General features: G+C 53.8%; 18 protein-coding genes. 4 read left to right on the forward strand and 14 right to left on the reverse strand.

The features are described 5' to 3' along the window. Positions 1-691 precede the first annotated feature (691 nt). A complete protein-coding gene (locus J7M22_19120) occupies positions 692-1,987 on the forward strand; it encodes a pectate lyase (protein ID MCD6508717.1) in 1,296 nt (431 codons plus the stop codon). 89 nt (positions 1,988-2,076) lie between these two features. Beyond that, positions 2,077-3,372, forward strand: coding sequence for an aminopeptidase P family protein (locus tag J7M22_19125; protein ID MCD6508718.1), 1,296 nt, complete (start codon positions 2,077-2,079; stop codon positions 3,370-3,372). 340 nt (positions 3,373-3,712) lie between these two features. On the opposite strand, the gene J7M22_19130 is transcribed toward J7M22_19125, so the two are convergent. The 9 genes from J7M22_19130 to J7M22_19170 all read right to left on the reverse strand — a co-directional run bounded on the left by J7M22_19130 (position 3,713) and on the right by J7M22_19170 (position 12,278). Beyond that, positions 3,713-3,904, reverse strand: a complete 192-nt coding sequence (locus J7M22_19130; protein MCD6508719.1) for a hypothetical protein — start codon at positions 3,902-3,904, stop codon at positions 3,713-3,715. Further along, a complete protein-coding gene (locus tag J7M22_19135; protein MCD6508720.1) occupies positions 3,883-4,959 on the reverse strand; it encodes a PD40 domain-containing protein in 1,077 nt (358 codons plus the stop codon). Before J7M22_19135 ends, J7M22_19130 begins: the two co-directional genes overlap by 22 nt. Positions 4,960-4,983: 24 nt before the next feature. Further along, positions 4,984-5,760 carry a hypothetical protein gene (locus J7M22_19140; protein MCD6508721.1) on the reverse strand — a complete coding sequence of 259 codons (777 nt, stop codon included), beginning with the start codon at positions 5,758-5,760 and terminating at the stop codon, positions 4,984-4,986. A gap of 15 nt (positions 5,761-5,775) precedes the next feature. Further along, positions 5,776-6,726: a histone deacetylase gene (locus J7M22_19145; protein ID MCD6508722.1), complete on the reverse strand. Its 951-nt coding sequence runs from the start codon at positions 6,724-6,726 to the stop codon at positions 5,776-5,778. 199 nt (positions 6,727-6,925) lie between these two features. Next, entirely contained in the window at positions 6,926-7,081 is a 156-nt protein-coding gene (locus J7M22_19150; GenBank protein ID MCD6508723.1) for a hypothetical protein, read from the reverse strand. A gap of 147 nt (positions 7,082-7,228) precedes the next feature. Continuing rightward, positions 7,229-7,882: a lytic transglycosylase domain-containing protein gene (locus J7M22_19155; protein MCD6508724.1), complete on the reverse strand. Its 654-nt coding sequence runs from the start codon at positions 7,880-7,882 to the stop codon at positions 7,229-7,231. Positions 7,883-8,819: 937 nt separating this feature from the next. Further along, entirely contained in the window at positions 8,820-9,377 is a 558-nt protein-coding gene (locus tag J7M22_19160) for a M23 family metallopeptidase (GenBank protein ID MCD6508725.1), read from the reverse strand. 218 nt (positions 9,378-9,595) lie between these two features. Further along, positions 9,596-10,369: a hypothetical protein gene (locus J7M22_19165; GenBank protein MCD6508726.1), complete on the reverse strand. Its 774-nt coding sequence runs from the start codon at positions 10,367-10,369 to the stop codon at positions 9,596-9,598. Positions 10,370-10,379: 10 nt separating this feature from the next. Continuing rightward, positions 10,380-12,278: a hypothetical protein gene (locus tag J7M22_19170; GenBank protein MCD6508727.1), complete on the reverse strand. Its 1,899-nt coding sequence runs from the start codon at positions 12,276-12,278 to the stop codon at positions 10,380-10,382. Positions 12,279-12,421: 143 nt separating this feature from the next. On the opposite strand from J7M22_19170, the gene J7M22_19175 reads away from it, so the two are divergent. Continuing rightward, on the forward strand, positions 12,422-13,276 hold the full coding sequence (locus J7M22_19175) for a hypothetical protein (protein ID MCD6508728.1): 855 nt from the start codon (positions 12,422-12,424) through the stop codon (positions 13,274-13,276). An 80-nt stretch (positions 13,277-13,356) separates the two neighbouring features. On the opposite strand, the gene J7M22_19180 is transcribed toward J7M22_19175, so the two are convergent. The 5 genes from J7M22_19180 to J7M22_19200 are packed head-to-tail and all read right to left on the reverse strand — an operon-like array spanning position 13,357 to position 20,533. Then, complete coding sequence (locus tag J7M22_19180) at positions 13,357-14,541, reverse strand: response regulator (protein MCD6508729.1); 1,185 nt, start codon at positions 14,539-14,541, stop codon at positions 13,357-13,359. Then, entirely contained in the window at positions 14,534-14,908 is a 375-nt protein-coding gene (locus J7M22_19185; protein ID MCD6508730.1) for a response regulator, read from the reverse strand. Before J7M22_19185 ends, J7M22_19180 begins: the two co-directional genes overlap by 8 nt. Then, the gene (locus J7M22_19190; GenBank protein MCD6508731.1) at positions 14,887-17,613 is read right to left on the reverse strand and encodes a response regulator; all 2,727 of its coding nucleotides are present in this window, start codon (positions 17,611-17,613) and stop codon (positions 14,887-14,889) included. Before J7M22_19190 ends, J7M22_19185 begins: the two co-directional genes overlap by 22 nt. A gap of 50 nt (positions 17,614-17,663) precedes the next feature. Beyond that, positions 17,664-19,598: a hypothetical protein gene (locus tag J7M22_19195; protein MCD6508732.1), complete on the reverse strand. Its 1,935-nt coding sequence runs from the start codon at positions 19,596-19,598 to the stop codon at positions 17,664-17,666. Beyond that, on the reverse strand, positions 19,595-20,533 hold the full coding sequence (locus J7M22_19200) for a fumarylacetoacetate hydrolase family protein (protein MCD6508733.1): 939 nt from the start codon (positions 20,531-20,533) through the stop codon (positions 19,595-19,597). The genes J7M22_19195 and J7M22_19200 overlap by 4 nt, the downstream gene beginning before the upstream one ends. A 312-nt stretch (positions 20,534-20,845) precedes the next feature. Here J7M22_19200 and J7M22_19205 point away from each other — a divergent pair, with 312 nt between their 5' ends. Next, positions 20,846-21,853: a cellulase family glycosylhydrolase gene (locus tag J7M22_19205; protein ID MCD6508734.1), complete on the forward strand. Its 1,008-nt coding sequence runs from the start codon at positions 20,846-20,848 to the stop codon at positions 21,851-21,853. The last annotated feature ends 382 nt before the right edge of the window (positions 21,854-22,235 follow it).

Here is a 22,235-nt window from a genome sequence, read left to right on the forward strand (position 1 = left end):
AAGTGAGTGGGATCAATTTTGGAGACCATAGCAAGGTGAAATAGTATAAAGTATTGCGAGCGCGGCGCATCGATGGTGATCTCCGTAACGGCAAAGGTCTTGTGTGTATCGAGGTCGATCAGGCAGGGACCTAGCTTGGCGTAATTCGGGTTATCCGTCCAAAGGGTTACCTCGTGCACCTCCCCGAACGCGATTTGACGGGGAAGCCGCGGTATCTGGTCTTCCCGCGTCCAACACGACAAGAGGCTTGACACCACAACGAAAAAGAGAATATATACAGACGCCGTTTTTTACCCCTTTTGAGGGGACCCGTATAATCCTATAATCCTGACGGGGAAAACGACTTGAGTATACCGTCTATTATGGTGTATAATGCTGTTGCTTAGGTAAACCAGGAGGGAGTGAAGGTGGAAGGGGGCTCATCTCCGAAAGACTTTTCGACCAATTCGCTCAAGAGATCAGAAAACGCTCTCCGGGGGCCGAGGCGGAGGAGAGGGAGGATCTCTTCATCTTCGCCTGGCGGCGGCATGTTCGATATAGTCGGGTGTAGCTTCGGCACAAAGGACAACCCGCATTATCCCACAAGTTTGGAGGTTGTCGCATTGTGGAGATCCCATACTCTCAGGCGACACCTCCTCCGAAGAGGAGGAGACCGATGAGGACGGAAAGGACGATGATGTTCACCCTGATTTTGGGGTTAGCCGGGCTGGGATTGGTCTTGGTGGTCGCCCAGACCGTCCCCTCGAACATCCCCGCCTTCCCCGGCGCCGAGGGGTTCGGCGCATACACGCCGGGGGGAAGAGGGGGCAGGGTCATCTTCGTCACAAACCTCAACGACTCAGGCCCCGGAAGCCTGAGGGCGGCGATTGAAGCGAAAGGCCCGCGGATAGTGGTGTTCAGGATATCAGGGATAATCGAGCTTAAAAAGAAGCTCGCCATCCGAAACCCATGCATCACCATTGCCGGCCAGACCGCCCCTGGGGACGGGATCTGCTTGAAGGGGGATCACTTCTCCATCTCCACGCACGATGTGGTCATTCGATACATCAGAGGCCGACCCGGCGATGTGAAGCGGAAGGAGATGGACGCCAGCTCGGTCGATCGGGCCGAAAACGTGATCATAGACCACTGTTCCGCAAGCTGGGGGATAGATGAGACCCTCTCTGTGACAGACTCCAAGAACGTGACGGTCCAGTGGTGTTTCATCACCGAAAACCTCTATCACTCCTATCACCACAAAGGCCCTCACGGATACGGATCCCTTATAACCGGAGGGGAAGGAGGTGTCACTTTTCATCACAACCTCTACGCCCATCACGCCAGCCGGAACCCCCGTCCGGGCGGCAAAGAAGGGATGCCAGGGATCATCCTCGATTTCCGCAACAACGTGATCTACAACTGGGGCTACAGGGCGGGGTATTCGGGCGAGACGGCCGTCAGGATAAACTACGTCGCCAACTACCTCAAGCCCGGCCCATCCACCAAAGAGAGCGCCCGCGGCTATGCCTTCAGACCCGGAGGGCCCAAAACCCAGATCTTTCTGATGGGGAACGTCCTGGTCGGGTTTCCCGAAAAGAGCGATGACAACCGTCTGTTGATCGACCAGAGGGGAGGCGGAGGGAAGATAGTCGGGAAGCCGTTTCCCGCTCCGCCCGTGAGGACCGATCCGGCCGAGGTGGCATACAGGCGGGTGCTCGAGGAGGGAGGAGCGGTTCTGCCGAAGCGGGATGCGGTGGATAGGAGGATCGTCGAAGAGGTCAAAAAGGGCGGCGGGAGGATCATAGATTCACAGGATGAGGTGGGGGGATGGCCGCAATACAAGACCACATCCCCGCCGCCAGATGCCGATATGGATGGGATGCCCGACGAGTGGGAGAGGGAGCACGGTCTGAACCCGCACGATCCCTCCGACGCTAACGGCGATCAAGACGGGGATGGATACACAAACATCGAGGAGTATCTCAACGATTTGGCCCTCTATCGGTGAGCGTAGACGTGGCTCGGTTTATGTTATGTGAAGAAAAGCTTGATGTTGCTCGCCTTGTGGGCTATATTCAATATGGTGGAGGGTTGACGATGTTTCCAAAGGAGGAGTTCATCTCTCGCAGGGGAAAGGCTTTCGATAGGATGGAGCCGAACGCCCTGGCGATCCTGCCAGGTAACATCCGGATGGGGGAGTTTCTCCCCTTCCGGCAGGCAAAAGAGTTCTACTACCTATGCGGCATAGAGGTCCCCAACTCCTATCTGCTGCTCGACGGAAGGGATAGAAAGACCATCCTCTACCTCCCCAAAAGGGACCCCCAGAGGGAGAGATCGGAGGGCCCCAGCCTAAGCTCGGATGATCCTGAGCTCGTCCGCGAGCTGACGGGGGTGGACGAGATCAAAAGCCCGGAGGAGCTGCTGGGGGATATACCGGAAGACGCTGAGATCATCTACATGCCGCTGCGCCCGGAGTTCCACGTTCCGCCGGGGCCGCTGAGCGGGTGGAAGACCGGGACGGAATACCTGAGGGAGAGGGTTCAGGAAAGGGCGCCGAGGGCGGAGATCAGGGATCTCTCCCTCATAACCGCCCCTCTCAGGCTTTTGAAGAGCGATTCCGAGGTGGAGGTGATGCGGGTTGCGGGGAAGCTGGCCGCCCTGGCCGTCACGGAGGCCATGAGATGCGCAAGACCCGGGGTGATGGAGTATCAGCTCGCGGCGGTGGCGGATTACATCTTCCTGGTCAACGGCGCCAAAGGGGGCGGCTATAACCCCATCGTCGCAAGCGGCCCCAACATATGGTATGGTCATTACTCCCGAAACGATAGACGGCTTCAGGACGGGGATCTGGTGCTCATGGACTACGCCCCCGATTACAAGGGATACACAAGCGACATAGGCAGGATGTTCCCCGCAAACGGAAGATACAGTCGGTGGCAGAGGGAGCTTTACGGATTCGTGGTCGAATATCACAAAGCTCTGCTCAAGAGGATAAGGGCGGGCGTCACCGCTGAGGAGGTGTTGGAGGGCACGGCGGAGGAGATGAGGAGGCTTGTGGAGAAGGTGAGCTTTTCCAAACCGGCCTATGAGAAGGCGGCGAGGGAGATGCTGGCCTTCAAAGGGCATCTCTCCCACAGCGTAGGGATGGAGGTTCACGATCCCGGGAATTACCGCTCCGAACCGCTCCGGCCCGGCCTCGTCTTCTCGGTCGACCCCCAGATGTGGGTTCCCGAGGAGAGGCTCTACATAAGGGTTGAGGACACCGTCCTCATGACGGAGGGCGGCGTGGAGGTTCTAACCGGATCGGCCCCGCTTGAGCTTGAGGATGTCGAGAGGACGATGAGGGAGGAAGGGCTTTTGGATATGCGGGGGAACTCATACGTGATCAGGTAAAACCCTTTGGTCATAGGGGTTTTGAACGGATCGACCCTGACGCCGTTGAGGTAAACGGCTCCGTTTCGGATCTCGTCTGAGACCTTCTCGGAGATCAGCGTTTCCCCGTATCGGCCGACGCCGATCAGATCGTTCAGCTCCCTCCACGGCGCTGTGCATTCCGAGGAGAGGTCGTGTTCGCGGCGGACCATGATGATGGTCTGGAAACCGCTCACCGGTTTGTTCAGGTTCTGTATCCAGATCGTCTCCCAGCTGGCTATCCCCTTGCCATTCTGGACGTTGGGCTGGTAGAAGACGAACCCATCGAACTTCACATCCCCGACCCTGCTCCGCCAGCCGATCACGGCCCCTCGGCGCGGGGCGGATCGTCCTCCCTCCCGTCGCCGTCCATGTCGTTGGCATCGAGCCACAGCAGGAGCCCAGCGCTTTCCACCTGATCGGGCATAAGCGGCTTCCTACCCTCCGGCGGCCGGCCGATATGGATTGCGACCGGCTCGGAAGGGATCATCGCTATCGTTTCAGCGGCGCCCAATCCGGTTCCTTGTTGCATCTGCCGTCGGTGGTGATGGCGACCCATCTGTTTTCCCTCCTCGCGTCCGCCACGCATATGTTCCACCCCTCCGCCTTTATGCCCACCATTTCAGGGGCGAACTTCAAGGTTTTCCTCATGGGCCCCCGGCTGAAGGCGACATATCTGCCATCTGGAGACCAATCGATGTGATAGATCTTCATCGGTTTGGAGCTTTTGATGAGACCGCGCCGATTCGTGACCTTGGGAGCGGATGAGGTCAGATCCAGATCTCCCACAGCCAGCGTCCAGTCATCCGCGCCCCAGGCTATCCTCTTCCCGTCGGGGCTTATATCCGGCCTACATCCCGGGATACCCAGGTCGAAGACCCTGGTGCCGTTGGCCTCGATGGCGAGGATGGCGTGCTTGTATCCCATCCCCGCATGCACAGTCGCCACAAACCAATTTCCGTCGGGCGACCAGCAGATGTTGTAGAGGTGATAGAGCTTTTTGTTCGGATGTTGCACGTGTTTTCCGGTTTTCAGATCATAGATGAACAAGCCCTTCGTCGCGTAGTCGAGATAGGTGAATCGGTCAAATTCGCCCTTCAGATAGGCGATTTTACCCCCGTCAGGGCTCCAACATGGCTGTCGGGCGTTTTCGGCGACCTTGGTCCGCCCTGTCCCGTCGATGTTCATGTAATAGACGTTGCGCACCTTCGACTCCCCCTTCCCCTCATCGACCACGAAGCAGATCTTCGTGCCGTCGGGTGAGACGTGGGGATACAGCTCATCCACATCGGGCGTGTGGGTGAGGTTTATCGGGTTGGAGCCATCGGCGTTCATCATGAATATCTCCCAGTTGTTATCACGATAGGTCTCATAGACGATCTTGTAGGGGATCTCCCCCAGCTTCAACTCGGCCCGTACTCTCGCCTCCTCAGCGGCCGACGGGACCACCCGCCATATCCAGCCTATCGGTGGGATCGGCATATCTCCTCCCCAAGCGACGGGCGCTGAAAGGGGATATATCGCCAGAAGAAGGAGAAAACCGATCGTTAACCTCCTCGATATGTCCATGGTCGAAACCTCCCGGCCATAAGCTTATTTTGAAGGATCATCCAGCTCCTGGACGATCTTGCTTATAAACTCAGCGTCCTTTATGGTCGGCTCCGCGAAACCCACCATGTCGGCACCAGCCTCGAAAAGCCTCCCCACCGTCTCAGCGTCCCTCACATAACCGCTCACCAGGAGGAAGAGGGGATATCTTCTCTTTATCTCCCTGACGAACTCAATATCCGGGCTTCCGCTCCTCTCATCCCTGATGTTGAAGTGCACTCCAAGGAGATCCATATCGGAGACCCTATCGAGAACAGGGCTGTAGTTCGGAATCACCCCCTCCCTAAACTTGACGATCACCGGCGCCTTCAACTTTGAAAAAGCCTCGAGCCACTCGAAGAGCTCGGATCTATTTTCAGGCAAAACCATGGCCCTGAGCTTCCCAAGGCGCAGATACGGCTCATATCCCCCGTGAACGTTGAGCTCTACGATATCCCCTCCGGCCTTGTAAAACCATTCGGCCGCCTCTAACCCCCACTCAAGCTTAGGTGTAGCGAGATTCAAGCAGACGTAGCTTTTTGATTCACCCCTCGCCCTTTCACACTCTTCGGCGAAAAAGCTAACACACTCCTCCTCCGTCGGGGGCAGGACACACTCTCTCCTTCCGTAAGCCGACGGCTCCGCTAAATACGCCCCGATCTGAACCATAGCACAGCCCTTACCCCTTTCCGAACAGAAGGAGCCGTCCGTGATCCCCATCATGGAGGAGAGAAAGAGTTTGCCATAAAGGTTTTTGCGGAGTTCCTTTATCCTTTCCCTCAAGGTTATACCCCCTTGTCATCTCATAAGAGCCAAGATATGAGCCTCCACCGATTCGGCCAATCCCTCCAAATTATATCCCCCTTCCAGCACGGAGACAAGCCGCCCCTCGCAGCATTCTTCCGCGATCTCCTTTACGATCTTCGTGAGCTCAGCGAACCCCTCCGGCGTGACCCTCATCCCGCCGATCGGGTCGTCCTCATAAGGGTCGAATCCGGCCGATATCAGGACGAAATCCGGATCGAACTGGATCGCCTTGGGCCTCAATATCTCCTCGAAGACCCTCACATATTCTTCATCTCCGGACCCCGCTGGCAGAGGGACGTTGATGGTATAGCCTTCCCCCTTCCCAATCCCCCTCTCCTCTCTGCTCCCCGTGCCGGGGTAGAAGGGATACTGATGGGTTGAGAAGTAGAGGACGGTCGGGTCGTCATAGAAGGCGGCCTGTGTTCCGTTGCCGTGATGGACATCCCAGTCCACGATGAGCACCTTGGACAGGCCATATTTCCTCTGGATATATCTGGCTCCGATGGCGACGTTGTTGAAGAGGCAGAACCCCATCGCCCTGCTCTTCAACGCGTGATGGCCTGGGGGACGAATGGCGCAGAAGGCGTTTTTGACTCTGCCCTCCATCACGGCGTCGATCGCCGCCAAAATGCCGCCGACGGCCAGCCGCGCCACGTCATAGGAACGAGGACAGATGATCGTATCGGGAGAGTGCAGGAACCTCATGTTTGCCAAGCAACTCCGCTTGACCTCCTCGATGTATTGCCGTGTGTGGACGGTGGCGATCCAATCCAGGTCGGCAGGGGTAGGTTCGATGAGGATGAGCCTGGGGAGAACCCCATCCCTCTCCAGCCGTTCGACTATGGCTTTCAATCTCGCCGGGCTCTCGGGATGATATCCGCCGGTGTCATGTTGAAGATAAGATTCATGGTAGACGAAGCCGGTCTTACCGGACGCTTTCATTCGCTCACCTCCTCCTTGTTCTTTTCCCCTCAAGCGTAGCGCCCGTTCCAGACTGATCGTCCGCCGTCTATCGTCCGCTGTCCGCAGCGAAAAACGGCGGACTGCCGACTGCGGACGCTAGCCTCAGGATCTCCACTGCCTTCTGCGATAATACAGGCGGAAAGCATAAGTACGATAAACCCTAACGACGATACTACCTTCATCCCCGATCTCCACCCTCGGCATAGCTCAGGTAATACCCTTCGGCAGACCTCAGGAATCTCCTGCCCTTAAGGATCATTTTAACCTTTTCATCTCCCAAAAGCAAACCCATCAGGGGACCGGGATTCCTGAGGAGCCTCAAAAGGAGACTCATCTTTAAGGCCACGATCCTCTTGTAAAGCGACAGATTCTCCAGAGGGCCGGAGAGTTCCTCATAGGCGGAGACGAAACGATCGGCCAGATCAGGGCCGAATCGGTTGGAGATGCTGATCGAATGGTAGGCGTAGCTGAAGACGCATCTTCAATCCCACAGCAATAGCCTTTCAACTTTCGCCATATCCGATTCGCGCTCCGTGGGATCGGATTGATAGTCGTAGTATTGCTTCATGACCTTTGCGGCAAACCTTTCGGTCTGTCTGATCGCCGGTATGTTCTTCTTCACATTGCCCGGGCCGGAGTTATAGGCGCATATCGCTAGGACGTAATTTCCCGAGTATCTATCCACCATCTGCTTCAGATATCTCATCCCCGCCTCGAGGTTCTTGCGGGGATCGAACCTCTCATCGATCCTCGGATTTCTGACGGGATGTCTTGGATTCCGGTATCTGGGCACTTTTAGGCCGAGCGATCGCGCCGTGGAGGGCATCAGTTGCATCAAGCCGGCCGCTCCTGCCGGGGAGACGGCCCTTGGGTTGAAATTGGATTCCATCTTTATAAGCGCCATAACCAGAAGCGGATCGAGATCGTATCTCTCCACCATCTCCTCAAACTTGCTTTTCCTCCCTGGCTCTTCGTTTCCGACCTCAGGTTCGATCTCCACGGCGGGGGGATCGATGGAGGGAGAGGCGTCCAAGGTAATGGGAGGAGACGGCATCTGGATCTTTTCGTGTTTTGAATCGAGCTTCGGTTTGACGGTTATCCGCGGCTTATCCTTTCCCTGCTCGATCGATCGCATTGATTGAGGTATCTCAGCCGCTAGATCCACATCTATCTCCGGGGCTGATAGATCCTTGAAGAACTCAATTCCCCCTTTCCTGCTCGGCGGGGCGAAATCGATCTGCACCGATAACAGATGTTGATACCTCATTTCGGGATCGGATACATAGGCGTAGTTGAGCCTTTTGCCCCCGAAATCGAGGGATATCCCGCCGGTCAGGGTGGGTCTTTCAAGTCGCTGTGAGATCTTCTCCATCATACCGCCCCTGAGCGAAATCCATCTCCATCTCAGCTCGAAGCCGGATCGGAGGATCCGCCTGTCGGGGTTCACCGCCGCACTGAATCTGAAGGATCTGTGGGGATTGAGGTTAACCCCGAAGGTAAACTGCCTGTCAAATCGTTTCAGGAGATCTCCATAAGAGTTATAGATCCTGGTCCCGTTCAGATCCCTTATGCCTATCCCGAAACTCAGCCATCGGGAAGGCCGGACATCTACGCCGAAGTCGAAACTGATCGCCCAAAGGCTCTCCGGATCGGCTGCACGGTTATAGCCCACGTTCCATCCGAAGGCCACGCCGCTTTTGAACCGCTTCGCGTAAGAGAGCAGAACCTGATTATCCCCCGTCAGAAACATGCCGAAAGGGTTAAAGGGAGAATCTATCAGAAACCTGTCTTCATAGTTCATATCGACAATGCTGAAACCAAGCACGCCCAATCGCCCTATGGGACATGCGGCCGATAACGCCCCCTGAGATAGATCATAGACGAACTCCCTGCGTTTTATGTCGGATATCCCGGCGGGGTTCCAGAAGACACCGGTAGGGTCATCGGAAAGCGAAGCAAAGGCACCGCCCATCCCCAAGGGTCTGACGCCTATATCGCCTCTATATTCTGAGAAGGATCGAGCATATATCGTCAAGGTGAAAAGGATCACGACGACACACAGCATCCCTCGTTTAAAATCGGACGAATCTTTTAGGATCAACCGGCTCATCTTTCACCCTCACCTCAAAATGAAGATGTGGCCCTGTGGAAAGGCCGCTATTGCCCGAAAATCCGATCCTCTCCCCGCACTTGACCCGTTCTCCCGGACTGACGGAGATAACGGATAGGTGACCGTATAGGGTCGAGATCCCGCCTTTATGCTCGATTATCACCGTCAGACCATATCCTCCCAGCCGTCCTGCAAAGGTCACCTTTCCGGCGGCCGCTGCTCTGACGGGGGTACCGATCCTGGCCGCCAGATCAACCCCCTTGTGAAACTCGCGTCGCCTTGTTATCGGGTGTATCCGCCACCCGAACGGCGACGTCACACGGGCGCCGCGAGGGAGAGGGCTTGTTAACCTTAATTTCCCGCCGATAGAGCGGATAACGGACGTCGGGAGATAGGAGGTTTTCACCTTTCGACCTTCAATCGCTTTCCCTCGGTCACCTGCTGAAGGATCGGGATGTGGAATAATCAACGTTTGTCCGATCACCAGATAATCCCTTGGCGTCATATGGTTAGCCCTCATGATCTGTTGAGGCGACACGTTATATCTACGGGAAATCTCCCAAAGGGTTTCACCGAATTTCACCCTATGCTTGATGGTGACAGATGAGGCGTGGGAGAAGGTGAGGGAGAAAAACATCAGGAGAGCCATGGCGGTTGCCGATTGGAAACGAGGTTTCATCTTGATCCTCCCTGTCGGTCAAGCTACAACATCTTCATCGGCAGCCGCTGGAGATATGTTTAGCTTGAATCGATCAGCCCGCCCATTCTTCCCTCAAAGGAACGCCTTTTCTCCGATATGAAAAGATCTACGATCAGAACTACATCTGAAAGCAGCGATTTGAAGGATTTAACCATCTCCTCGATGGCCTTCTCCGAAAGCCCAAGCTCCTCAGGATCCCTATTTATCCTTGCTTTTATCAGCATCGGCGCTATGGGTTCGATCGGCAGCTCCAGCACTTTCTCCATCCCTGAGATCCAACCTCTGAAATCCTCCATCAGTTTGATCTCATATTCGATGTATCCCTCGACCGATCCCCATGCCCTTTCGATCACCTGAGAGTGAGCCTTCGGATCCTCTAATACCTCCTCCGGATGAAGGTCATTCTCGGAGCAGTATCTCGCCATCTCCATCATGTATCCTCTGTACTTCGAGGTGATCTCCTTGAGCTTCTCCAGGTGACGACCTTCGACCCTGAACTTGATGAATCCCAAATCGAACCCTTTCCCCAGTATCATGCCGCTGAAGATATCCAGAAGGCTGATCTCCTCACCTAGAGTTTCGATGACTTTGCCGACCATCCCCGATCTTCTGACCTCGGAGAAAAAGGCCTCGCCGGGCGCGAACCTCATATAATCGAGGAGCATCAGAAAACCGGAGACGACGTATAGGATCGAGTATCCGTTGAGCTTATCTTTCAGCAACGGGAGCATCCTGGAGAATATCTCCTCGTTCTCGGCCGATTCCGCCTTCAGGATCGCCCTTTTAACCTCTTCCAAGTTTATCTCTCCCATCTTTCAAGCCTCAGTATAGGAATCTATACATCGGTCTCTCGATGGTTATCCCTATGAGCGCCCAAATGCTGCCTATTATGAACTCGCCGAGGATCAGGCCCATGAAGAAGGGGATGGCCTTTCTATGTGTCTTCAGTCCGCCCTGTTTAAGGATAAACCATTTGATAATGGAGCTGACGAAGATCGAGAACCAGAAGACGTTCATGGACCAGCTGCTGGAGATGGCAAATCCCGCCGGATGGAAGGGCCACCAGAAGATTCGCATTCGCATCATCATGAGGAACAGGGTGATGCCCAATCCGATGACCATAGCGATGGTGGCAGGTCTGTCAGGGTTTCTGGGAGTTATGAGCCAGCTTTGAAGTCTGTTAAATGGTCTCCACGCGAACCAGGTCCTCGCCCCTTCGATATATGAGATGTGTAGATACGCCCAGAATGTGGCGATGATCCCTATCGCCATGGCTAAGATCATCGCCACAACCAGCTTTCTGTTATCTATGTTGGTTCTCTCAGCCAGTTTAAACCCCTCCAGCATATGAGGCATCGGATGGCCCCGGTACGCCCTGTTGAAGAAGAAGTAGTACGCGAACATCGTCAGGTTCTGAGGTCCCAGACGACGGGTGCCGAATATTTTGGGCAACATCTCATCCGGGCCCGTGAAATGCAGGTCATGTACGGGAGAACCCAGCTCCGCTCTCATCCTGGTCACAGCGGTGGAGATCATGTAGTATATGACGAAAAACGCCAATATCACCCACACGCTCATGCCGGCCAGCTTGCTGAAGGCGAAGATATATCCGAAAGCCAGGATCATCCCGACCATCGTCCATCTGTAAGGCAGGGGCTCTCTGGAATCATCCACATCGCTTGCTCCAGCGAAGATCTTCCTGATCACGTTCCATAGGTGTCTTCTGGTGGCGATTATAGCTATGATACAAAGCCCTATGTATGCCCCGAAGGATTGTTCCGTTATAAAGGGGAACCCCGGCATACCTCTGACCCCTATAGCTGCCCCGGCTATCCTCTCAACCTTCCAGAAGATGTAGAAAAACCAGCATGAGAAGGCCAGATCCAGCGGGATGAAGAAGGCTAAACCCACGGCAAAGGGGAAAAGCGCTATCGGCGTCCACCCTATGGCGTTCCAAGGGCTTGAGGTGAAATATGGATGTATATCGTAGAGCTTGCCTCCGAGGCTCGGGACGTTGGGATAGAGGTAGTTCAGGCCGTTTATAATGTCTATAGTTGCCGCGATCCCAAATCCCAGCCATAAGAGCTTGCTCCTCAAAGCGCCCGTAGCGCCGCCACCCCTGGTCATCTCGAGGGGCAATTGAATGATGGGATAGCTGAGCTTTTCATATTCGGTCCACTGCTTCCGAGCGAAGATGTTTATACACAACATCACAAAAGCCAGCGAGAAGAGAAAACCCGACCAGGTGAGGGTAGGGGTGACCCATGTCCTTATGTGATCCCATCTGTAGAGGGTCGATTCGCCGCGATAGTAGTCCACGAGCTGTCTGACGTCCTTGATCGCCACCCAATCGGGGATATATCTGTGAAAAAGCTCGGCCCATTCGTTTTCGGGCGTAGCATACCAGAAGGCATGAGGGATCATCGGGATCAGAACGCGAAGCATGTCATGTCCCGCCAGGGAAGAGGCGATCGAGAGCATGATGTAAACGGTCAATATCTCGCCCTGACTGAAAGCATATCTGGGGATCAGCTTGAGTATGGCGAAATTGAGCAGGGTCATACAGAATATGCAGAAGATGACGTTGAAATAGAGCGAGACGGTGGTGGGATATCCCTGCCCGGCTGAATCCATGATCCAATAGGCGTTGAAGGGGATCAACAATATCCCAATCAGGATCGCACGGAGCGTCGCCCCTTTATTGGGTGGCGGCTGTTTCACGTTTCACCTCCGAACCGGTTAATCACCTCGATATTTTATCACCGACCAGGCACACGTTCAAGTAGAGGTAAAAAACGACTCCTTGCAACGGCCTTAATTTTATGATAAAATTCTATTTGTACTTTCAGCTAGGGAGGGATAGAATGAAAATAACGGTAGCTTTTGTGCTTCTCTTAACCCTGGGGCTGGGGCTTTCATATGCCTCAGACATAGCCTTTTATGTTGGGCACTGGAACACAGACGGGTGGTACGACGAGTCACAATTCAAGGATGTCGAGACGATAATCAACGAGACGGGGAAGATGTTCAAGGACATTAAGAAGTTCGATGACGATCATCTGAAGGAGTTCGAGGCATGGGCTAAGGACAACATGAACGATGGCGAATTCGATATCATCTGGCTTAACGGATGCATGCCAAGCGCCCTTTATCCTTATCCAAACAAGGAGCCCGATGGTTCCGTTGCTGAAGGTTGGCTTGACGGAGGGAATATGTTCATAAACGTCGGTGACTGGTTTGCCTATGTCTCTTATGAGTGCGGGGGAGCCAGGTGTACGCAGAACGGCTCGCAGGGTGCTGCTAATATACTGGATCTTGGAACGGGGATTATCACCGCCGCCAATAACACCATGATGAAGGTGACTCCTACAGGCAAGAAGTATCTACCGAGCCTTGAGAGTCCCTGTAAAACCGATAGGCCTGTCGTGCTCACCGAGGTTAAAGACCCGTGGGAAGTAGCGGCGATATTTGCCTCCTTGGGCGGCTCTGATGATCCTGCTAAGGAATCCCAAGCTGATCCGGTCGTCATCCACAACAAGCAGACGAACGGTTATGTTGCTATAATAAACCAGGCTGCAGGTGGACCTGCAGGTTGGTTGAAGGATAGAGGTAAAGTGTGTGCCGAATTCATCAAGAACTGGGTGGCTGAAGTCGTCGGCCTCACCCCCGTCGAGCCTCAGGATAAGCTCGCCACAACCTGGGGTGAAATCAAGAGATAAAAGCAAGTACCGGCGGGAAGGGGATGAGAATCCTCTTCCCGCCTATGAGAGCTCACAAGGAGCTGACCAACCGGTAGAAGCTAGAGGGCTCCGAACTTGTAGTTGAGGCAAAGGGCGGTTAGATCATCATCCATGTGTTTCCCTCCGGCGAAGCTCATGACCTTATCTAGGACGAAATCGAGAAGCCTATCGGAAGGCATGGTCAATCCCTCTTTGAGGATCTGACGGAGCCTATCCAGTCCGAAGATCTCATTCGACCTATCCCTTGTTTCGAAAAGACCGTCGGTATACATGAAGATACCATCCCCGGCCCTCAGCTGAAGCGTGACATCCTGATATTTAGACTCCTGAGCGAGGCCAAGGGCGATAGAGTTCGGGGTTGTGATCATATCGATCTCGCCTTCACTTCTTCTCAGCAGGAACGGCGGAGGATGGCCGGCGTTTGAGAAGATCATCTCCCCGGATCTGGCATCCAGACGGATATAAGCCGCTGAGGCGAACATCATGGAATAGGATTTCGGCATGACAGCGGCAAATCGGTCGTTCATCTGAGACAACAATTTTGAGGGGGCAGGATCATACCGAAGGAGGCTCGAAAGGAGCGTTCTTATGATCGCCGTCACCATCGCAGCCTGTGGTCCGTGTCCCATCACGTCGGAGATGAAAAGGCCGAGACAGGATTCTGAGACGGCCTGAAGGAAAAAGAAATCACCTCCGACGGTGAAAGTCGGCACATATCTGTAGTCGAACTCCACCCCGCAGATCTTCGGTATCTCCTGTGTCATCAGCGCCTGCTGTAGTTCCCGCGCCATAAAGAGCTCCGTCTCAAAGAGCAGGTTTCTCTCCTCCAGCCGTTTATTGGCTTCCACCAGCTCATCATGGAGCCTTTTGACGCGTAGCGAGGATCTCACCCTGGCGAGGATCTCCACCCGTTCGAAAGGCTTGGTTATAAAATCATCCGCCCCGTATTCCAGCGCCTTGGTTTTCTCCCTCCTTCCGCTCAGCGCCGTCACCATGACGATCGGAACGGCGATCGTTCTCGGATCCGACCTCAGCCTTCTGCAGACCTCATAACCGTCCATGCCGGGCATCATCACATCTAGGAGGAGAAGGTCGGGGGGATTCTCCAGCGCCATCTCCACGGCGTCTTCTCCGCAATATGCCTCCTCCACCTCATATCCCTGTGAGGTTAAAATCCGTTTGAGCAGCCTCACGTTTCTCGGATCATCGTCCACGACGAGTATCCTCGGGACACGCTCATTCATCTCCACCCTCAAGCGCTTTGGCTATAACCTTTGGCAGTTCTCTCGTATCTATGGGTTTGCTCACATAACCGTCACAGCCCGCCGAGAGTATCCGTTCCCTGTCACCTTTCATGGCATAGGCGGTCACAGCTATGATCGGTATATCGCCGAATTTATCCTTGATCTTTCTCACAAGCTCCAGCCCATCTATCCCCGGCAATTGTATGTCCATGAGTATCAGATCGGGCCGATTCCTCCTGACGGCCTCCAACGCCTCGGCGCCGTTTTGAGCCTCTATCACCTGGTATCCATGCGATCTAAGCAGTACCTTCAAAAGCCTCCGATTTCTCGCGTTATCCTCGACGATCAATATCTTTTTTTCCTCCATCCCCTTATCTCCTCGATGGCTTTCAAAAGCTCTTCCCTGACATTTTCACCTTTTCGAACTATCGATCTGACGTTGCCGGTGAGTTTTTCCCTCTCATCGGGTGAGAGATCCTTAGCGGTGCAGATAACAACCGGTATTCGGTTTAGAGCCGTCGATTCCCTCAGATTTCTCAGAACCTCGAAACCATCTATCCCCGGCATGATGAGGTCCAGGATGATCAGCCCCGGCTTTTCAGAGGAGAGCCTCTCAAGCGCCTCCCCGCCGCTGGTTGCCGGAATGACGACATATCCGGCCTCATCGAGTATCAAGCTTAGCAACCTCAGGTCTTCCTCCTGATCCTCCACGACCATAACCTTATCGGTTTGTAACTTCAATCCTTCCAGCAATTTTATGAGCTGATCTCTATCTATGGGTTTTACAAGATATCCGGCGGCACCCAGTGAGAAGCCGAGCTGATAATCATCGACGACCGATACGATTATCACCGGTATATCGGAGGTTTCGGGGTAGGACTTCAGCTCCTGAAGCACCTGCCATCCGTCTTTCATGGGGAGCATGACGTCCAGGGTTATGGCGAAGGGCTTCAACGTGCGGGCCTTCTCGATCGCCTCCACCCCGTTTTGAGCCACCTCAACCTCATATCCCGCCTCGCTTAAATAAAGTCGAAGCAGATGTGCGGCTTGAGGATTATCCTCCGCGACGAGGATCAGATCCTCCCCTTTCCTGACCTTGGCAGAAGGGGTAACAAGGCTCTCCTCGACGTGAACGGGTTTAGGTATGGTGAAGCTGAACCTACTCCCTCTGCCGTATTCGCTTTCGACCCATATCCTGCCGCCGTGCATCTCGACCAATCTCTTGGTCAGCGCCAGGCCCAGTCCCGTTCCCTCATATTCCCTGGAGTAGGAGGAGTCGATCTGAACGAACTCCTCAAAGAGCTTCGGTATATCCTCCTCTCTGATCCCGATGCCCGTATCCTGGACGGTGAAGGTGAACTCCCTATCGTTGTGCGAGACTCGGATCGTGACGCTTCCCCCTTCGGGCGTGAACTTGACGGCGTTGGAAACCAGATTATACATGATCTGCTTGAACCTGACCTTATCGGCGTATATGGGGGGTAGATCCGGTGGGACCTCCTCCACATAGCGCAGGTTTTTCTCCCTCACGATCTCCGAGACGACTGTTCTGACGCTTTCCAACACCTCATCGATCTTGAAGGTCTCCTTTCTGAGCTCCATCCTGCCCGCCTCGATCTTCGACAGGTCCAGGATGTCATTTATCATCCTCAGCAGGTGTTTACCGCTTTCATAGATATCGGTCACGGCATCACGCTGGTCGTCGTTGAGCTCGCCGCAGAGCCCATCCAGCAATACCTCGGAGAAACCTATAATGGCGTTAAGCGGGGTTCTCAGCTCGTGTGACATCGTCGCGAGGAACTCGCTTTTCGCCTTATTCGCTTTTATGAGCTTGCGATTGGCGATCTCCAACTGTCTGGTTCGCCGCTGAACTCTCCTTTCGAGCGTGGCGTTGAGCTCGTTTATCTCCCTCATTTTCCTTCTCAGCTCCTCCACCATCTCGTTGAACACCTCCGCCATCTCACCTATCTCATCCTTAGCCCCGATGGGAACTGAGACGTCAAAGCGGCCTGCTGCGATCTCCTTGGCCGCCCTTCTGAGGGATCTGATCGGCCCTGCGATATACTGCTCCGATAGAAGCACACCTGTGACCGAGAAGATCAGGATCAAACCGGCGCCGAACAGGAGGATGTAGAATATGAACTTATGCGCCGGAGCAAAGGCGAGGTTCACCTTCTGTAGCGCCAACACCTTCCAGTTTATCGGACCGTATGAGACGGAGGCGAAACCTATGATGTTCTCCCCACCTTCCATACTGCCTCTGATCCAGCCGGGATTCGGTGAGAGCCTGTCCATTATCCCCGATTCGATATGTCTCTCAAATGGCTTCCCTCCGGCGGAATCGAGGACTATATTGCCGTCCTCATCCGCTAGGATCAATCTTATCCTTCGACCCCCTCTCAAAAGCAGGACGCTTTGGAATATCCCCGAAAGATCCACGACCCCCTTGATAACCCCGACCAGCTTACCGCCGCTTCTGACGGGCAGACACATATTGATGGAGTATACCTTGGCACTCCGATCGTAAGATATTCCTGTCAGATATACCCCCCTCCTTTTCACCGTCTCCCGCCACCACTCCTCATCGGCTTGCCAGTAATCGGTGGTCTTGTTCGTGGAGGCCACAAGCAGCCCTTTGGAATCTGTGGCGAAGATCTCTTTGAAAATCGGATGTGATCCCATAAACAGATCGAGCATTATGGCTAGTCGGTTGGAGAGTATCCCGTTGAGGGGCGGATCGGATTCGGTCAGAGAGGCCCACTTCGATTCAACAGATGAGATGAGATCCGAGATATCGGATCGGCTCATACCCTCCGATCGAGAGGAGCAAAGATTGAGGAAATTCCGTGTGATGGGGAAGAGGGCGAGAGTTCTGAACACATCGGCGTTGGAGGTGATGGCGATGGAGATCCTCTCGGCGGAAAGCCTCGCTATATCCTGAAATTCGACGCCTATCTCCCTTTCGCGCTGGATGACGCCGAGGATGTAAAGGGCCGCAACGGCCATGAGAAGGGGAATCAGACCGCCGACGACCAGGGTCGTAACCAATTTAGCCCTGATGCTGAGCCTCATAAGCCATCACCTCAGAACCTCCCATCTGAGCTTAGGTCTCACCAAGTAAATTAAAACTTGGCGAAGACCCTGACGAAGGTCTCCATGAAGTTCTGATCGTTCAGTTTCCCCTTCGCCCTCTGTTCGATATATCTGAGACCTATATGGAGGAACATATCCTTCTCATAAGCTATGAAGTTCTTCTCCAGCTCCGCCAGGATCGCCTGCCGGACGAAGTCCTTCTCCCCCGTTTCATCTATCATATCGTTGTAAAGCCACCACTGTATCCCGCCCGTGATCTTGATCGTCTTCGTGAACTGATAGACGCTCTTAATTATGAAGACGTTGCTGATATCCCTGACCCTGGTTTGTGCCAGCTCCCTCAGCCTTATCCTATGCTCGATCTTCTTGCCCTCTTTCTCCTCGGTGACGAAATAATCCTTCGGTCGCTCCTCGACCATCTTAAATCCGTTTCTGGCCATGAACTTATACTGTGGGATTATCTCCAGCGATTTCGAGGGACGGTATCTGTAACTGGTCTTGAATATTCCGACCTCATAATGGGTATCTTCGCCATCGAAATCCATGTCGTATTGGAATTTCCCCCTCAAGGTGGTGACCATCTTCTTCCTACCTGTATACTCGTAGGTTATCTTCGCCGTGTTTATCAGATCGTTTTGCATCAACAGCGGATCGTTACGCTCCATCTCCACCTCATATGATCCCCTGAACGGGAAGAACTGAATTGAGTTCTTGTCGATCATATCCTGTATCTCAGGCAGGGTTTCAAGCAGTTTCTTCTCATCCCGCGATATCGTCCCGACGTAATGCCAGGTGTCGTCCGGTATACGATCTCTGACGTATTTGAACTCGTTTTCAATGAGGAGGGAGCCGTTTTTAAAGTTTCTGTTGTGCACGATATCCGCATAGGCCTTGGCCGCTTTCCGATCGGTGTTGAGCTTAACCATGTATTGAAGGCCGAGATCGGCATTGGTGGAGGAGCCTCTTCTGCTGACCTTGTATTGGGTCGAAGCATCCACCCCCGTCAACCCCACATCGAACTCGTAGTTCGGATCGTGATCGTTCTCCTCCTCATCCCGTATGCCGTTGTTGTTGGTATCCCTCTCGTCCAGGAAATCCTCATCCACGTCGAAAAGAAGTACGTCGTCCTCGTAATCGAATACGCCGTTGTCGTTCTTATCTAGGTTGCCGGGGATGATAAAGGATGGCGGATCGTTAATCGTGTTATCGGTATATCTGTCCTGATCGTCGTTATCGCTGACAGATCTGGATGCGTCATATCTATCGCCCACCCTGAACGCCTTGAGCTGAAGGATCGAGTCGCCTATCGTCCTGAACATCTTGAACACGGCGACCGTCGATCGAAGTCTGCCCGAAAGGGTTTTATCGGGGACGCTCTTGGGCGAGAAATCTATCTCCGATTTGATACCGTAGTTGGCGAAGTTCGACTCCAGATCTACGCCGAACACCGGCGTCACCCTATAATACCAGGCGGCTCCTATCTTGGTGTTATTTCTCTTCCTCACCAGCCTCAGCCCTACTCCAGAGCTTCTCACGTCCTTACCGATGACCGGGTTGAGGGGGCCAGGGACCATCAACACGATCAGATCCTGCTTTTCGGATTTGACGTCCCACCTGATGCCTGAAAGATCCACCTGGTCGAAAGTATAGGAGGTGAACGTCGTGGGCACATCCCCTAAGCTCAGTATGTTCTTGATGTTGCCCGCCGTCTCCTCTATGGTCAAGACGCTGTGGAAGCCCTTGCGGAATAATCTGTCGAAGTCGAACCGGTTCTGTTCGACATAGGTCTGCTCCTTCTCCTCGGGAAGCTCGGCCAGAAAGTTTCTTTTCTCGGTAAAATCGTATTCAACCCTTCCGGAGAGAAAGAGCTTACCGAAAAGGCTGTAAACCTCTTTGCCATAGGAGATTCCCGACGCTAAAAGCAGCGCCAGGACAAGCAACATAGGTGTCTTCAATCGCCTCATTTTCCCATCTCCGATTCAACCGGATTTACGAGTTCACCGATCCTCTCGATCTTTATTCTGATAAGATCCCCCTTTTTCAGGAAGATCCCCCGTGCCGCTCCAGTTCCCTCCGGGGTTCCGGTTGAGATCACATCTCCGGGTTCCAGAGTGAGAAGGGTTGATATGAACTGGATCAGCTCCGGCACGGTGAAGATCATGTGGTTTGTGTTTGAATCCTGCATCACTTCGCCGTTCACCGTGAGCGATATCCGGAGGGAATGAGGATCCGGTATCTCATCCTTGGTGACGATCCACGGCCCCATGGGTGCAAAGGTGTCGAACCATTTGCCGTTGAGCCAGTCGAACCACCTATCGCCCTCTCGCGGCTCGCGCTCTTTGGGTACTTTCAGCCTTCGCTCGGAGACATCGTTCACGATCGTATAACCGAAGACGTAATCGTAGGCCTCCTCGGCGGATATAAACTTACCCCGTCTGCCGATGACGACACCCAGCTCGGCTTCCCAGTCGATCCTGTTCCCGTTTCTGGGAATTACGATCGGCTCGCCGTGACCGATAACCGTCGTTGATGGGGGCTTCATGAAGACGCGCGGCGTCACCTTTGACTTATCATAGGCCGTTCCGCCGCCCTCGCGGATATGCTCGGCGTAGTTGCCCGCCAGACATAGAAGCTTACGCGGATAGGTTATAGGCGGCTTGAGCCTCTCCGGGATCGGCAGGCTCACACGTATCCCCTTCGAGATGATCTCCATCGTCTCCTCAAGGAGCTCCATCGACTCATCCATGTTTTCGATGAATGTCAGCGTATCGTCAAACAGAGCAGCCCTGTATGATTTGCCGCCGCCGGTGAGATATGTCGCCTTGAGATCTATCGCCTCATTCCCCAGGAGGACACAAAGCCTATTTTCCCCCTTCTCTTCTATCTGTAAAAATTTCATCGGTATCCCCCTTCCATTCAGTTGAAAGCAGGAAATTCAATATCACGTGAACTTTGATATTTTAGCATACCTGGTAGATGAGGGCAAACCTTGATTCCAAGTTGCCCGCCGTGGTATCATGTAAAAAACGCGGAGGTGGAATATGGCCAGGAAAGTGCTGATAGTCTATCACTCACAGGGAGGAAACTAAAAAACACGTCGTACGCTAGCGCGCTGAACGTTGGAACGTTAAACGCTCAACGTGCTAACGTTTCAAGCTTTTACTCAATGCCGTGACCGACGGCGGAGCCAAATGATTGAGGGAGGGAACCGATGGATAAGGGAGAAACCGTTCCGGTTGAACCTTCGCCTGAAAAGTTGCCCAGATGGCGAGGTTTTAATCTCTTGGAGAAGTTCAACGTCTCACGCAATGAGAGGTTTAGAGAGGAGGATTTCGCTTGGATATCCGAGCTAGGGTTTAACTTCGTCCGTCTCCCAATGGACTATCGGTGCTGGATCGATCAGTCCGACTGGACGAAATTCAGCGAGGAGGTCCTCAAGGAGATAGATGAGGCGGTCGAGCTGGGCGGAAGATTCAAGGTTCACGTTTGTCTCAACTTCCACAGAGCCCCCGGCTATACGGTCGCGAAGCCCCCTGAGAGGTTATCCCTCTGGGAGGACGAGGAGGCTCAGAGGGTTTGTGCCCTCCACTGGGCCCGTTTCGCCGAGAGATACAGGGGCGTGCCGAATAGAATTCTGAGCTTCAACCTCTTCAACGAACCGGCGCATGTGACTCCCGAAGCGCATAGATCGGTCGTCGAGAAAATGCTTGACGCCATACGAGGAGAAGATCCCGATAGATTGGTCATATGCGACGGCAGAGATTGGGGAAACACTCCCCCCTTTGAGCTTGTAGGATTGGGGGTCGCCGCCGCCACGAGGGGATACCAGCCGATGAAGGTGACCCATTACAGGGCGGGCTGGATAGGCGGTTCAGATAGATGGGATGTGCCCACATGGCCGCTCAGGGATGGTCAAACGGTCTGGAACGGAGAAACGCTCAGACAAAGGATGATCGAACCGTGGAAGGAGCTCGAGTCGAAAGGCGTTGGGATCATGATCGGCGAATTCGGGGCCTATAACAAAACCCCCCATGACGTGGTATTAAGCTGGATGAGGGATTGCCTGGAGCTTTGGAGAGAGGCGGGATGGGGATGGGCGATGTGGAACTTCAGAGGAGCCTTCGGGGTGCTCGATAGCGATCGGGAGGACGTGCGATATGAGGATTGGAGGGGTCATAAGCTCGACAGGGAAATGCTCGATCTGATCCGGATGTATTAGCTCAATACCATCTTTTATAACTCGCTCTTTGCCGGTCATTTTAACTTCATCCCCTAAACTTGGCAGGTTCTTCAGCCTATTATAGCCCTAGGGAGAATAACCGTCAACATGAACCTCTATCCCGCAGATCGTCCCGTGATCTCCTCCCTTGCTAACATAATGGGGGATTTCCACGGGGTATTTTTTCAAAAGAGGTTGCAAACTCCTCGGCTGTTGGTGTATACTGATAGATACCTCATCGGTAGCTCCTTCTACAAAGGAGTCAACTATAAGGAATTCACAGGGACACCTCCATGATCAAAATAAGTTTCGTTAGAGAGCATAGCAAAGATAACCCTGATAAGCTTATGAGCCACAGCGAGAATAGCCTTCTTATAAGGGA

Source organism: Candidatus Poribacteria bacterium (assembly GCA_021162805.1).
Classification (GTDB): Bacteria; Poribacteria; WGA-4E; order B28-G17; family B28-G17; genus JAGGXZ01.

Coding starts and splice junctions, on each gene's coding strand:
- J7M22_19125 (MCD6508718.1), top strand. CDS start 2,077: ATGTTTCCAAAGGAGGAGTTCATCTCTCGCAGGGGAAAGGCTTTCGAT.
- J7M22_19135 (MCD6508720.1), bottom strand. CDS start 4,959: ATGGACATATCGAGGAGGTTAACGATCGGTTTTCTCCTTCTTCTGGCG.
- J7M22_19145 (MCD6508722.1), bottom strand. CDS start 6,726: ATGAAAGCGTCCGGTAAGACCGGCTTCGTCTACCATGAATCTTATCTT.
- J7M22_19150 (MCD6508723.1), bottom strand. CDS start 7,081: ATGAGTCTCCTTTTGAGGCTCCTCAGGAATCCCGGTCCCCTGATGGGT.
- J7M22_19155 (MCD6508724.1), bottom strand. CDS start 7,882: ATGCGATCGATCGAGCAGGGAAAGGATAAGCCGCGGATAACCGTCAAA.
- J7M22_19160 (MCD6508725.1), bottom strand. CDS start 9,377: ATGAGGGCTAACCATATGACGCCAAGGGATTATCTGGTGATCGGACAA.
- J7M22_19165 (MCD6508726.1), bottom strand. CDS start 10,369: ATGGGAGAGATAAACTTGGAAGAGGTTAAAAGGGCGATCCTGAAGGCG.
- J7M22_19175 (MCD6508728.1), top strand. CDS start 12,422: ATGAAAATAACGGTAGCTTTTGTGCTTCTCTTAACCCTGGGGCTGGGG.
- J7M22_19180 (MCD6508729.1), bottom strand. CDS start 14,541: ATGAATGAGCGTGTCCCGAGGATACTCGTCGTGGACGATGATCCGAGA.
- J7M22_19185 (MCD6508730.1), bottom strand. CDS start 14,908: ATGGAGGAAAAAAAGATATTGATCGTCGAGGATAACGCGAGAAATCGG.
- J7M22_19190 (MCD6508731.1), bottom strand. CDS start 17,613: ATGAGGCTCAGCATCAGGGCTAAATTGGTTACGACCCTGGTCGTCGGC.
- J7M22_19195 (MCD6508732.1), bottom strand. CDS start 19,598: ATGAGGCGATTGAAGACACCTATGTTGCTTGTCCTGGCGCTGCTTTTA.
- J7M22_19200 (MCD6508733.1), bottom strand. CDS start 20,533: ATGAAATTTTTACAGATAGAAGAGAAGGGGGAAAATAGGCTTTGTGTC.
- J7M22_19205 (MCD6508734.1), top strand. CDS start 20,846: ATGGATAAGGGAGAAACCGTTCCGGTTGAACCTTCGCCTGAAAAGTTG.